We start from the raw sequence: 13751 nt of genomic DNA on the forward strand, positions 1-13751 counted from the left end.
GCTAGTTAATTAAAATGGAGTAATGATCAAGTAAATTAACAATAAAAGTAAGCTACTAATAATTGAGTTTACTTATCTTTAACTTTATTTTCACACTCTGCTGGGGCGAAGCGCGGAAATAAAAAAAGGGGCCAACAAGTGGCCCCGTAATATAACGTAGAGTGTATGTTAAACCTACTTTTTCTGCGGGATCGTGTTACTTCGCCCAGAACGCGGCTTTCGCACGCTGCAGTTTTTCGTAAGCCTGTAGCAGTGACTGATGCGCCGGGAAGGTTTTTAACGAACCGTCGACCGGCTGCAGGCCATAGAACGCCTCTTCGCCGCTGAGCGCGGCGCTGGCTGCTTCTACAGCGTCTGCGCCGTACATACGCACGAATGCGTTGAGGTATTGCAACGGTTCGCGTTCTTCTTCCTGAGACAGCAGCAGCAGCGTCTGCAGGCAACGGTAGTAATTTGCACGCTCTGCGCTAAAGACCGAAGCGTTGAACTCCATCGTCCATTCGGTCCAGATCAGCGCTTGTTCCAGATCGCCACCCGCCAGTGCGAGCATCGCTTTCAGTTCACCAACACGCAGGGTGTACCAGCCGTTATCTGAACCCGTCGCCAGGCCCAGCAGCTCGCGCACGCGAGTGAAGTCATCCAGCCCTTCGTCATCGATCTGCTCGATCAGGTTCAGGTACTCTTCTTTTTCCCACTCGCTGCCCGGCAGGGATAGAATGGTTTCGCGCAGGTGGCTACCCATATTGTTATTGGCCAGCCACAGATCTTCTGCCGGATAGATATCAGACATACCCGGTACGATGATGCGGCAGGCGTAGACGCTCAGGTGCTCATAGTCGGCGATATACACTTCTTTATCTTCTTCGTTGAAGATAGCCATCAGCGTTGCGAACTCTTCTTCGGTGGTACCGGAGAAGCTCCAGTCGGCGAACGGATAGTCGGCATCCTGCTTGAACAGATCCCAGGAGATAGAACCGCTGGAATCAATGAAGTGGGTTTCCAGGTTGGTATGTTCGGCCACTTCTTCATCATCGAAGGTTGGCGGGGTGAACACGTCGAGATCTTTCAGACCACGGCCCTGAAGCAGTTCGGTAACGGTACGCTCCAGCGCAACGCCGAAGTCCGGGTGCGCGCCGAAAGAAGCGAAGCAGGTACCGTTCGCTGGGTTGAACAGTACAACGCAAATAACCGGGTATTTACCGCCCAGTGAACCATCGTATGCAAAGATTGGGAAACCTTCCGCTTCCAGTTTAGCGATGGACTCAACGACGCCAGGATAACGAGCCAGCACTTCGGATGGAATTTCCGGCAGGCTGATGCTCTCGGCAATGATGCGGTTTTTGACGTAACGCTCGAACACTTCCGACAGCCCCTGAACGCGAGCTTCGTTACGGGTGTTGCCCGCAGACATGCCGTTAGAAACGTACAGGTTGGCGACGATGTTCATTGGGATATAAATGGTTTCACCGTCTGACTGACGAGTGAATGGCAGACCGCACACGCCGCGATCGTCGTTCCCGGACTGCAGATCGACCAGCATGCTGGCGGTCAGCTGATCGTCTGGATCGTAGAATGCGCGCAGGCGTGCATCGAGCAGGCCTTCCGGCACGTCGTCATTTTCGGTCAGCGGGAACCATTTTTCGTTCGGATAGTGCACGAACGGGCCGTTGGCGATCTCTTCGCCCAGCCAGAAGTCGGCAAAGAAATAGTTGGTGGAGAGACGTTCAAAGTACTCACCCAGCGCTGACGCCAGCGCTGCTTTTTTGGTGGCGCCTTTGCCGTTGGTAAAGCATAAAGAGCATGCCTTATCACGAATATGCACCGACCAGACGTTAGGAACAGGGTTCAACCAGGAGGCTTCTTCGATATCAAAACCCAGGTCGAGCAGCTTTTGCTGGAAGCGAGCGATGGAATCTTCCAGCGCGGCATCTTTGCCGGGAATATAGGTCTGCGTCATAGCAATCTCTTTTGTCGTACGGAAAGCGCGCAATGATACGGGTTTTGCGTGACAGGTGCTATCTCCGGCGAAAATAAAAGGTAGGACTATGCTTATAGGCAATAACCTATTGTTAAGGCATAGAAAAGATGAAAGCGTTTGATCTTCAACGGATGGCGTTTGACAAATTCCCGCCCGAATTTTTAGGCGAAGTGGCGTTAAGAACCCTCTTTACCTTTTTACTGGTCTTTATATTTCTCAAAATTACCGGACGGCGTGGCGTCCGGCAGATGTCACTTTTTGAAGTACTGATAATTCTGACGTTAGGATCGGCTGCGGGTGACGTCGCTTTTTATGATGATGTGCCTCTGGTGCCGGTTTTGGTGGTCTTCGTCTCACTCGCATTGCTTTATCGTCTGGTTATGTGGCTGATGTCGAAAAGTGAAAAGCTTGAGGACTTGCTCGAAGGTAAGGCCATTGTCGTTGTGGAAGAGGGGCAGCTCGCGTGGGAAAACGTCCGTAAAGCGAATATGACCGAGCTGGAGTTTCTGATGGAGCTGCGTCTGAACAGCGTCGAACAGCTGGGACAGGTGCGGCTGGCTATCATGGAGACCAACGGGCAGATCAGCGTGTTTTATTACCGCGATGATGACGTCAAACCGGGGATGTGTATTTTGCCGGAGAGCTTTGCGCCGCGGTTCAAGGTGATGCCAGAGTCGGGGGAATTCGCTTGTGCGAGATGTAGTCATGTCGCCAGCCTCAAGGTGGGTTGCCGTCAACTATGTCCTCGCTGTGCGAATCCGGTATGGACGAAGGTTAGCCGGGCGAAACGCGTCGCCTGACAGCCATTTTGTCGGTTTTGACGCAATCGAGCGGCAGAATGTTTTGTGTGACAAGGGCCACAATTCGCCGGTGGAAAGTTTTAGACATTGCGGCGCGTGTCACTGAATGATAAAACCGATATCCACAGTTATTACTTATGGCTTTTAGCGTGGTGAGGGAAAATGGCTCAGGTTTTTAATTTCAGTTCAGGTCCGGCGATGTTACCGGCAGATGTTCTTAAACTGGCGCAGCAAGAACTTTGCGACTGGAACGGGTTAGGTACGTCGGTAATGGAAGTCAGCCACCGTGGTAAAGAGTTTATCCAGGTGGCAGAGGAAGCAGAAAAAGATTTCCGCGACCTGCTTAATATCCCTTCCAACTACAAAGTATTGTTCTGCCATGGCGGCGGCCGCGGTCAGTTTGCTGGCGTTCCGCTGAATATCCTGGGTGATAAAACTACCGCAGACTACGTTGATGCCGGCTATTGGGCTGCCAGCGCGGTCAAAGAAGCAAAAAAATACTGCACCCCGAACGTTATCGATGCGAAAGTCACCGTAGACGGCAAGCGCGCGGTGAAACCGATGCGTGACTGGCAGCTCAGCGATAACGCGGCCTATCTGCACTTCTGTCCAAATGAAACTATCGATGGTATCGCCATTGAAGAGACGCCGGACTTTGGCAAAGACGTGGTTGTTGCCGCCGATTTCTCCTCCACTATCCTGTCTCGCTCGATTGACGTGAGCCGCTACGGCGTTATCTACGCTGGCGCGCAGAAAAATATCGGCCCTGCCGGTTTAACGCTGGTGATTGTACGTGAAGACCTGCTGGGTAAAGCCCACGTTGCCTGCCCATCAATCCTCGACTACACCGTGCTTAATGACAACGATTCCATGTTCAACACGCCGCCGACCTTTGCCTGGTATCTTTCAGGGCTGGTGTTCAAATGGCTCAAAGAGCAGGGCGGCGTCGAGGCAATGGATCGTATCAATCAGCAGAAGGCCGATCTTCTGTATAGCACCATTGATGGCAGCGATTTCTACCGCAACGATGTAGCCAACGCTAACCGCTCCCGCATGAACGTTCCATTCCAGCTGGCCGATAGCGCGCTGGATAAACTGTTCCTCGAAGAGTCATTTGCGGCCGGTCTGCATTCGCTGAAAGGCCACCGCGTGGTAGGCGGAATGCGTGCTTCTATCTATAACGCGATGCCGCTGGCAGGCGTACAGGCGCTGACGAACTTCATGCAAGACTTCGAACGCCGTCACGGTTAATCTGGTTTTATCTATTCATCCCCACGGTTACGCCGTGGGGTTTTTACTTCTGTTTTAGAGAGTTGAGTTTCATGGAATCCCTGACGTTACAACCTATTGCGCGTGTCGACGGCACCATTAATCTGCCCGGTTCTAAAAGCGTGTCGAACCGCGCACTGCTGCTGGCGGCATTGGCGCATGGCACGACCGTGCTGACCAATCTGCTGGACAGTGATGATGTTCGCCATATGCTGAACGCGCTTAAGGCTCTGGGAATTCACTATACCCTGTCTGCTGACCGCACCCGCTGTGAAGTGACCGGCAATGCGGGCATGCTGCAGTCCTCAAACGAGCTGGAGCTGTTCCTCGGCAATGCGGGTACGGCGATGCGTCCGCTGGCCGCCGCTTTATGTTTGGGCACGAATAACATCGTACTGACCGGCGAGCCGCGTATGAAAGAGCGCCCAATTGGTCATCTGGTTGATGCGCTGCGTCAGGGCGGGGCCCAGATTGACTATCTGGAGCAGGAAAACTACCCGCCGCTGCGCCTGAAAGGTGGTTTCACCGGAGGTAACGTTGAGGTTGACGGCAGCGTATCCAGCCAATTCCTCACCGCGCTGTTGATGACCGCGCCGCTGGCTCCACAGGACACCACGATAAGCATTAAAGGCGATCTGGTATCTAAACCCTATATCGATATCACTCTGCACCTGATGAAAACCTTCGGTGTGGAAGTGGATAACCAGAACTACCAGCGCTTTATTGTGCGTGGTAACCAACAGTATGTCTCTCCAGGTCAATACCTGGTGGAAGGGGATGCGTCTTCTGCCTCCTATTTCCTTGCTGCTGGCGCGATTAAAGGCGGCACCGTGAAAGTGACCGGTATTGGTCGTCACAGCGTTCAGGGCGATATCCGTTTTGCCGATGTGCTGGAAAAAATGGGTGCTACCGTGACCTGGGGCGATGATTTTATTGCCTGTACTCACGGCGAGCTCAACGCTATCGACATGGACATGAACCATATCCCTGATGCGGCCATGACCATTGCCACTGCGGCACTGTTTGCTAAAGGCACCACCACGCTGCGCAATATCTACAACTGGCGCGTTAAAGAAACTGACCGTCTGTTTGCCATGGCGACTGAACTGCGCAAAGTGGGTGCTGAGGTAGAAGAGGGCGAAGACTACATTCGCGTTACACCACCAGCGTCGCTGAATTTTGCTGAAATCGGCACCTATAACGATCACCGTATGGCGATGTGTTTCTCACTGGTGGCGCTGTCCGACACGCCCGTGACTATTCTCGACCCGAAATGTACGGCGAAAACCTTCCCGGACTATTTCGAACAGTTGGCGCGCATTAGTACCCTGGCTTGATCGTTGCTCTACCCGTAAAAAAACGCACTTTCCGGGCTGGCATCTTGCCAGCCCACTATACTTATCTATTCTCTTGTACTTCCTGGGGCTAATTCTGGAATTCGCAGACAAAAGTAACCGTCGAGCGCAGAGATGCGTATAATGCGCGGCGTTTACGTTGAATATGCCTTTTATTAAGGAGATAGAGATGACGGCAATTGCCCCGGTAATTACCATTGATGGCCCAAGTGGCGCGGGTAAAGGCACTCTGTGCAAAGCCATGGCAGAAGCATTGCAATGGCACTTACTGGACTCAGGCGCGATTTATCGCGTGCTGGCTTTAGCTGCGTTGCATCATCATGTCGACGTGACGTCGGAAGATGCGCTGGTTCCACTGGCAGTTCACCTGGACGTTCGCTTTGTTTCGACCGACGGGAAGCTGGAAGTTATCCTTGAGGGTGAAGACGTCAGCGGTGAAATCCGCACCCAGGAAGTTGCCAACGCGGCTTCGCAGGTTGCCGCATTCCCCCGCGTTCGCGAAGCGCTGCTGCGCCGCCAGCGTGGATTCCGCGACGAACCGGGCCTGATTGCCGATGGTCGCGATATGGGTACAGTGGTCTTCCCTGATGCTCCGGTAAAAATCTTCCTTGATGCTTCATCGGAAGAACGTGCTAACCGCCGCATGCTACAGTTGCAGGAAAAGGGCTTTAGTGTTAACTTTGAGCGCCTTTTGGCAGAGATAAAGGAACGTGACGACCGCGATCGTAATCGTGCTGTTGCGCCACTGGTTCCTGCCGCCGATGCTTTAGTGTTGGATTCCACCACCTTAAGCATTGAGCAAGTAATTGAAAAAGCGTTAGACTATGCGCGCCAGAAACTGGCACTCGCGTAAAACGCGACAGAATTTGTAGTACCCCCGTTGCAATGGATTGACAGCGGGTATGTGAAACAACCCCATCCGACAAGGTGTCAGGTGGACGTTAAATCTAACTTCGAAGATTAAACATGACTGAATCTTTTGCTCAACTATTTGAAGAATCTTTAAAAACAATCGAAACCCGTCCGGGTTCCATCGTTCGTGGTGTTGTTGTTGCTATCGACAAAGACATCGTTCTGGTTGATGCGGGCCTGAAATCTGAATCTGCAATCCCTGCAGAGCAGTTCAAAAACGCAGCCGGCGAGCTGGAAATCCAGGTCGGTGACGAAGTTGACGTTGCGCTGGACGCAGTAGAAGACGGCTTCGGCGAAACCCTGCTGTCCCGTGAAAAAGCTAAGCGTCACGAAGCTTGGATCACGCTGGAAAAAGCATACGAAGACGCTGAAACTGTTGTTGGTGTTATCAACGGCAAAGTTAAAGGTGGCTTCACTGTTGAGCTGAACGGTATTCGTGCGTTCCTGCCAGGTTCCCTGGTAGACGTTCGTCCAGTGCGCGATACGCTGCACCTGGAAGGCAAAGAGCTTGAATTCAAAGTAATCAAGCTGGACCAGAAACGTAACAACGTTGTTGTTTCTCGTCGTGCCGTGATCGAATCCGAAAACAGCGCAGAGCGCGATCAGCTGCTGGAAAACCTGCAGGAAGGCATGGAAGTTAAAGGTATCGTTAAGAACCTCACTGACTACGGTGCATTCGTTGATCTGGGCGGCGTTGACGGCCTGCTGCACATCACTGATATGGCATGGAAACGCGTTAAGCATCCAAGCGAAATCGTAAACGTTGGCGACGAAATCACTGTTAAAGTGCTGAAGTTCGACCGCGAGCGTACTCGTGTATCTCTGGGCCTGAAACAGCTGGGCGAAGATCCATGGGTAGCTATCGCTAAGCGTTATCCAGAAGGTACCAAACTGACTGGCCGCGTGACCAACCTGACCGACTACGGCTGCTTCGTTGAAATCGAAGAAGGCGTTGAAGGCCTGGTTCACGTATCCGAAATGGATTGGACCAACAAAAACATCCACCCATCCAAAGTTGTTAACGTTGGTGATGTAGTGGAAGTTATGGTTCTGGATATCGACGAAGAACGTCGTCGTATCTCCCTGGGTCTGAAGCAGTGCAAAAACAACCCATGGCAGCAGTTCGCAGAAACCCACAACAAGGGCGACCGCGTTGAAGGTAAAATCAAGTCTATCACTGACTTCGGTATCTTCATCGGCCTGGACGGCGGCATCGACGGCCTGGTTCACCTGTCTGACATCTCCTGGAACGCTACAGGCGAAGAAGCAGTTCGTGAATACAAAAAAGGCGACGAAATCGCAGCAGTTGTTCTGCAGGTTGACGCAGAGCGTGAACGTATCTCCCTGGGCGTTAAACAGCTCGCAGAAGATCCGTTCAACAACTGGGTTGCTCTGAACAAGAAAGGCGCTATCGTTAACGGTAAAGTAACTGCAGTTGACGCTAAAGGCGCAACCGTAGAACTGGCCGACGGCGTTGAAGGTTACCTGCGTGCTTCTGAAGCATCCCGTGACCGCGTTGAAGATGCAACTCTGGTTCTGAGCGTTGGCGATGACGTTGAAGCTAAATTCACCGGCGTTGATCGTAAAAACCGCGCAATTAGCCTGTCTGTTCGTGCTAAAGACGAAGCTGATGAGAAAGATGCAATCGCTACTGTTAACAACAAACAGGAAGACGGCAACTTCTCCAACGCTATGGCTGAAGCATTCAAAGCAGCTAAAGGCGAGTAATCTTGCCGATTCGGGTTTAACAACCTGAATTGTGATGAGTTTACTTGACAGATTGCAGGTTTCGGCCTGTAATCTAGCACAAAGGGCGGCTACGGCCGCCCTTGTTTAATAAGCTGTTAGCTAATTTTCCTTTAAAGGAAACCGGAGGAATCATGACCAAGTCAGAATTGATTGAAAGACTTGCCAGCCAGCAATCCCATATCCCTGCTAAAGCAGTGGAAGATGCGGTGAAAGAGATGCTGGAGCATATGGCCTCAACTCTTGCTGAGGGTGAGCGCATTGAAATCCGCGGTTTCGGCAGCTTCTCTCTGCACTACAGAGCACCACGCACCGGGCGTAACCCGAAAACTGGCGATAAAGTGGAACTGGAAGGCAAATACGTGCCGCACTTCAAGCCGGGTAAAGAACTGCGCGATCGCGCCAATATTTACGATTGAGTTCAGATCGCCTGTGTGCGATGAACTTGATTGAGAGAAAAGCACCTACGGGTGCTTTTTTCGTTTCTGCTATTTCGAATTCACCAGACCCATCAGCCCCTGCATTTCTGGAATCTACCTCGCATATTGTTCGTAACGCTTACCAACCCTGAATGTTTCTCTGGAATCATCCGCGAAAACCTGATTTTCCCCCGACGACAAATGTTCTACCCGGCGCGACACTTCCGGTAACAAGGAGGTGTTAATGCGTTTGCCACAATTGGCCTGCTGCACACTGCTAGGGATCCTTCCGCTGCTCATACTGCCGGAACTCCCTCCGGTGGGGGCGATAAAATTTTCCCTGCCTGGGCTGTTAGCCCTGACTTTCTGCGGGCGAGCAGGGCGCGCGGTGTGTCTAACCGGGCTGCTGTTTTGTTGGGGTGTGTTTGCGGCATGGCAGGTGGTGCTGCCTGCTGAAAATCTGCCTGGGAAAAATCGGCACATTGAAATGGTACTGACGCAAACAGATGGGCAAACCACCCACCAGGGCGAAATAACGCACCTGGAGGGGAAACTCGCATTTCCGCGAATCGGGATGGTTCTGTACGGCAGCTATTTACCTCAGCCGCCCTGTGTCGGACAGCGTTGGCGCATGACGGTCAGTATGCGGGCCGTCCACGGACAGCTCAATGATGGTGGATTTGACTCCCAGCGCTATGCGCTCTCACAAAATCGTCCGCTGACCGGGCGCATTATTGATGCCCAACCACTGGATACCGATTGTAGCCTCCGCGCTCGTTTTCTGACCTCCTTACAAACAACCCTTGCCGACTATCCCTGGCGTGATGTGATGCTGGCACTGGGGATGGGAGAGCGCCTTTCGGTCGCACCAGAGATTAAAACCTTGATGCAACAAACCGGTACCTCGCATCTGATGGCTATCTCGGGTTTGCATATTGCGCTTGGCGCTTCGCTGGGCTGGCTGCTTATTCGAAGCATTCAATTTTTCCTACCCGGCTGGCTTATCAACTGGCGATTGCCATTAATCGCCGCGCTTTTGACTGGGCTTGCCTATGCCATGCTGACGGGGATGCAGCCGCCAGCGCTACGTACTGTAGTGGCAGCGGCTATCTGGTATGCATTACGCCTGAGGGGGCGCCAGTGGACGGGATGGGAAGTGTGGCTTTGCTGTCTGGCTGCAATCGTATTTATTGATCCATTGGCAGTGCTCTCTGACAGCCTGTGGCTGTCGGCGTATGCGGTTGGTGTGCTGATTTTTTGGTATCAATGGCTGCCATTGCCCGCTGTAATTTTTCCCCGTTTTCTCCGACCGCTGGCGAGCCTCATCCATCTGCAGCTGGGGCTGTTACTGTTGTTGACGCCGCTACAGATAATGCTATTTCACGGTGTGAGTATAACCTCGCTACTGGCAAACGCGGTGGCGGTACCGGTAGTCACTTTCATTGCCGTGCCATTAATACTCTTGGCGATGTTTCTGCATCTATGGGCTCCTGCCGTGGTTGAGATGGTGGTCTGGAGCGGTGCCGACCACGTAATGGCGCTGGTGTTTGGCTACTTACGCCTGCTCCCCGCCGGATGGCTGAATATTGGCGCTGCATGGTTTGGGGTATCGTTACTGCCCTGGCTGGTGCTGATACTTTGGCGTCTGCATGGATGGTGGCGTTTTCCGGCGCTATGGCTGTCTTTAGCTATGCTGCTCTCTTTTCCGCTGTGGCGAAAAACGCCTCAGGATCGTTGGCAGGTCACCATGCTGGATGTGGGGCAGGGACTGGCGCTGGTTATTGCGAAGGGGGATAAAGCGCTGCTTTACGATACCGGGCTGGCGTGGCCTGATGGGGACAGCGGCGAACAGTTGATCATTCCCTGGCTGCGTTGGCACGGACTAACGCTACAAGGGATTATCCTGAGCCACGATCATCTGGATCATCGGGGTGGTCTTCGCTCGGTACAGCAGGCCTGGCCGCAGGCATGGATTAGAAGCCCGCTCGGTTGGGAAGGGCACCAATCCTGTATGCGCGGTGAGTCCTGGCAATGGCAAGGGCTGACCTTTCGTGCCCTTTGGCCGCTACCGGGCAAAGAGCAAAAAGGAAACAATGCGTCATGCGTGGTGAGGGTCAACGATGGAAGAAATAGTATTCTGCTGACCGGAGACATTGAAATACCGGCAGAAATGGCCATGATTAGCCGTTTCTGGCAGTCATTTGCGTCTACAATTATTCAGGTTCCACATCACGGCAGTTCGACATCGTCAGGTATGGCATTGATCCAGCGGGTGAGCGGTTTGGCTGCACTGGCTTCCGCATCCCGCTATAACGCGTGGCGACTGCCTTCCTCAAAGGTAAAAGCACGCTATCTCCAACATCAGTACGCGTGGTTTGATACTCCTCATCAGGGGCAGATAACCGTCACCTTCAGCGCTAACGGCTGGAAGATTGAAGGCTTACGAGATCAACTTTTACCACGTTGGTATCATCAGTGGTTTGGCGAGACTCGCGATAACGGGTAGAATATGCGGCTATTTCAACATAAGCTGGTTTTTTGAATGCAGAACGACAAAGATCTCTCCACGTGGCAGACCTTCCGCCGACTCTGGCCGACCATCGCGCCATTTAAAGCAGGGTTGATCGTGGCGGCCGTTGCGTTAGTCCTTAACGCGGCCAGCGATACCTTCATGTTATCGCTTCTTAAACCATTACTGGATGATGGTTTTGGTAAAACAGATCGCTCAGTGCTGCTGTGGATGCCGCTGGTCGTTATTGGCTTGATGATCCTGCGTGGTATCACTAGCTATGTCTCCAGTTATTGTATTTCCTGGGTTTCTGGCAAAGTGGTGATGACCATGCGCCGTCGGCTGTTCAGTCATATGATGGGCATGCCGGTTTCATTCTTCGATAAGCAGTCCACCGGGACGCTGTTGTCGCGTATTACCTATGACTCCGAACAGGTTGCTTCCTCCTCCTCAAGCGCGCTGATTACCGTCGTGCGTGAAGGTGCGTCGATTATCGGTCTGTTTATCATGATGTTTTACTACAGCTGGCAGCTGTCGGTAATCCTGATCGTATTGGCACCTATCGTGTCGATTGCGATTCGCGTGGTCTCCAAACGTTTTCGTAGCATCAGTAAGAATATGCAAAACACCATGGGGCAGGTGACCACTAGCGCTGAGCAGATGCTGAAAGGGCATAAAGAAGTGCTGATGTTCGGTGGGCAAGGCGTAGAGTCTAATCGCTTTGATAAGGTCAGCAATAGAATGCGTTTGCAAGGGATGAAACTGGTCTCTGCGTCATCGATTTCTGACCCGATCATTCAGCTGATTGCCTCCCTGGCGCTGGCTTTCGTCCTGTATGCCGCAAGCTTCCCAAGCGTCATGGAAACGCTGACTGCAGGTACTATTACCGTGGTCTTCTCCTCCATGATTGCCCTGATGCGTCCACTTAAATCGTTAACCAACGTGAATGCGCAGTTCCAGCGTGGGATGGCGGCCTGTCAGACGCTGTTTGCTATTCTCGATAGCGAACAGGAAAAAGACGAGGGTAAGCTGGAAGTTGAACGTGCGAAGGGAACAATTGAGTTCCGTGATGTCACTTTCACCTACCCAGGCCGTGAGACTCCGGCACTGCGTCATATCAATCTGTCGATCCCTGCCGGAAAAACGGTCGCTCTGGTTGGACGTTCAGGCTCAGGTAAATCCACTATCGCCAGCTTGCTGACCCGTTTTTATGATATCGATGAAGGTGAAATCCTGCTCGATGGGCACGATCTACGCGAATACAAGCTCTCTGCGCTGCGTAATCAGGTCGCGCTAGTATCACAAAACGTGCATCTGTTTAACGATACGGTCGCCAACAACATCGCCTATGCGCGTACGGAAGAGTTCAGCCGCGAACAGATTGAAGATGCGGCGCGTATGGCCTATGCGATGGACTTTATCAACAAAATGGATGATGGCCTCGACACGGTTATCGGTGAGAACGGCGTACTGCTTTCCGGTGGTCAACGTCAGCGTATTGCCATTGCGCGTGCGCTGTTGCGTAACAGCCCTATCCTGATCCTTGACGAAGCCACCTCTGCGCTGGATACCGAATCCGAACGTGCGATTCAGTCGGCGCTCGATGAACTGCAGAAAAACCGCACCTCGCTGGTGATTGCTCACCGACTTTCCACCATCGAACAGGCTGATGAAATCATCGTTGTCGAAGATGGTCAGATCGTCGAGCGCGGCAGCCACAACGATCTGCTGGAGCAGCGCGGCGTTTATGCACAGCTGCACAAAATGCAGTTTGGCGAATGATAGCCAGAATCTGGTCGGGCGAATCGCCGCTTTGGCGTCTGCTGTTGCCGCTTTCCTGGCTGTATGGCCTGGTGAGCGGCATCATCCGCCTGTGCTATCAGCTTGGACTGAAAAAAGCATGGCGCGCGCCTTGCCCGGTTGTGGTCGTGGGGAATCTGACTGCTGGTGGTAACGGCAAAACCCCGGTCGTTATCTGGCTGGTGGAGCAGTTGCAGCGACAGGGGGTCCGCGTTGGCGTGGTGTCTCGCGGCTATGGTGGTAAGGCGGAAAGCTATCCGTTGCTGCTCGATGCGAACTCCACTACCGCGCAAGCTGGTGATGAGCCGGTGCTTATTTTTCAGCGTACCGGCGCTCCGGTGGCGGTTTCTCCGGTACGAGTTGATGCGGTAAAGTCGCTGTTGGCAGCCCATGATTTGCAGCTTATCGTGACGGATGATGGGCTACAGCACTATCGTCTGGCGCGGGATAAAGAAATTGTCGTTATCGATGGTGTGCGGCGCTTTGGCAACGGTTGGTGGTTGCCTGCGGGGCCGATGCGTGAACGTGCCTCACGCTTAAGCTCTGTCGATGCGCGAATTGTGAACGGCGGGGAAGCGCAGTCCGGGGAAATCCCGATGACGCTGCGTCCCGGCGAAGCGGTTAATTTGTTAACCCACGAAAGACGGCAGGTTTCCGACCTGCAAAACGTGGTGGCAATGGCCGGTATCGGCCATCCGCCGCGTTTTTTCGCGACCTTAAATGAGTGCGGTCTGCAACCGGTGCGCACCGTCGCATTGGCAGACCACAAGGCGCTCACCGAAGCCGATGTCCAGGCACTGGTTGAACCGGGACAACAGCTTATTATGACTGAAAAAGATGCGGTAAAATGCCGCCGCTTTGCGCAGGAAAACTGGTGGTATCTGCCGGTCGACGCTGTTCTTTCGGGCGATCGCGCGCAGACGCTGCTACAGGACTTGATTACCCTCGCACGACGCTAAACGG

The 13751-nt window shown here is 53.0% G+C and carries 10 protein-coding genes; 9 read left to right on the top strand and 1 reads right to left on the bottom strand.

Annotated elements, in window-relative coordinates:
* Positions 1 to 196: 196 nt before the first annotated feature.
* Entirely contained in the window at positions 197 to 1957 is a 1761-nt protein-coding gene (gene ycaO / locus ABOC97_RS05360; protein WP_349594883.1) for a 30S ribosomal protein S12 methylthiotransferase accessory factor YcaO, read from the bottom strand.
* A gap of 128 nt (positions 1958 to 2085) precedes the next feature.
* Here ycaO and ABOC97_RS05365 point away from each other — a divergent pair, with 128 nt between their 5' ends.
* The 9 genes from ABOC97_RS05365 (at position 2086) to lpxK (ending at position 13747) form a co-directional block, all read left to right on the top strand.
* A complete protein-coding gene (locus ABOC97_RS05365; RefSeq protein ID WP_349594885.1) occupies positions 2086 to 2778 on the top strand; it encodes a DUF421 domain-containing protein in 693 nt (230 codons plus the stop codon).
* 162 nt (positions 2779 to 2940) lie between these two features.
* Positions 2941 to 4029, top strand: coding sequence for a 3-phosphoserine/phosphohydroxythreonine transaminase (gene serC, locus ABOC97_RS05370; protein ID WP_234501842.1), 1089 nt, complete (start codon positions 2941 to 2943; stop codon positions 4027 to 4029).
* 71 nt (positions 4030 to 4100) lie between these two features.
* Complete coding sequence (gene aroA / locus ABOC97_RS05375; RefSeq protein WP_234501841.1) at positions 4101 to 5384, top strand: 3-phosphoshikimate 1-carboxyvinyltransferase; 1284 nt, start codon at positions 4101 to 4103, stop codon at positions 5382 to 5384.
* A gap of 187 nt (positions 5385 to 5571) precedes the next feature.
* On the top strand, positions 5572 to 6255 hold the full coding sequence (gene cmk / locus ABOC97_RS05380; RefSeq protein WP_234501840.1) for a (d)CMP kinase: 684 nt from the start codon (positions 5572 to 5574) through the stop codon (positions 6253 to 6255).
* Between the two features lie 113 nt (positions 6256 to 6368).
* On the top strand, positions 6369 to 8042 hold the full coding sequence (gene rpsA, locus ABOC97_RS05385) for a 30S ribosomal protein S1 (protein WP_061283710.1): 1674 nt from the start codon (positions 6369 to 6371) through the stop codon (positions 8040 to 8042).
* Positions 8043 to 8194: 152 nt separating this feature from the next.
* Positions 8195 to 8479, top strand: a complete 285-nt coding sequence (gene ihfB, locus ABOC97_RS05390; protein WP_052284034.1) for an integration host factor subunit beta — start codon at positions 8195 to 8197, stop codon at positions 8477 to 8479.
* A 244-nt stretch (positions 8480 to 8723) separates the two neighbouring features.
* The gene (locus ABOC97_RS05395; protein WP_349594890.1) at positions 8724 to 10985 is read left to right on the top strand and encodes a ComEC family protein; all 2262 of its coding nucleotides are present in this window, start codon (positions 8724 to 8726) and stop codon (positions 10983 to 10985) included.
* A 36-nt stretch (positions 10986 to 11021) separates the two neighbouring features.
* The gene (gene msbA / locus ABOC97_RS05400) at positions 11022 to 12770 is read left to right on the top strand and encodes a lipid A ABC transporter ATP-binding protein/permease MsbA (protein WP_349594893.1); all 1749 of its coding nucleotides are present in this window, start codon (positions 11022 to 11024) and stop codon (positions 12768 to 12770) included.
* Complete coding sequence (gene lpxK, locus ABOC97_RS05405) at positions 12767 to 13747, top strand: tetraacyldisaccharide 4'-kinase (RefSeq protein ID WP_349594896.1); 981 nt, start codon at positions 12767 to 12769, stop codon at positions 13745 to 13747. Before msbA ends, lpxK begins: the two co-directional genes overlap by 4 nt.
* The last annotated feature ends 4 nt before the right edge of the window (positions 13748 to 13751 follow it).

Source organism: Kluyvera huaxiensis (assembly GCF_040149365.1).
In the GTDB taxonomy this organism is placed as follows: domain Bacteria; phylum Pseudomonadota; class Gammaproteobacteria; order Enterobacterales; family Enterobacteriaceae; genus Kluyvera; species Kluyvera intermedia_A.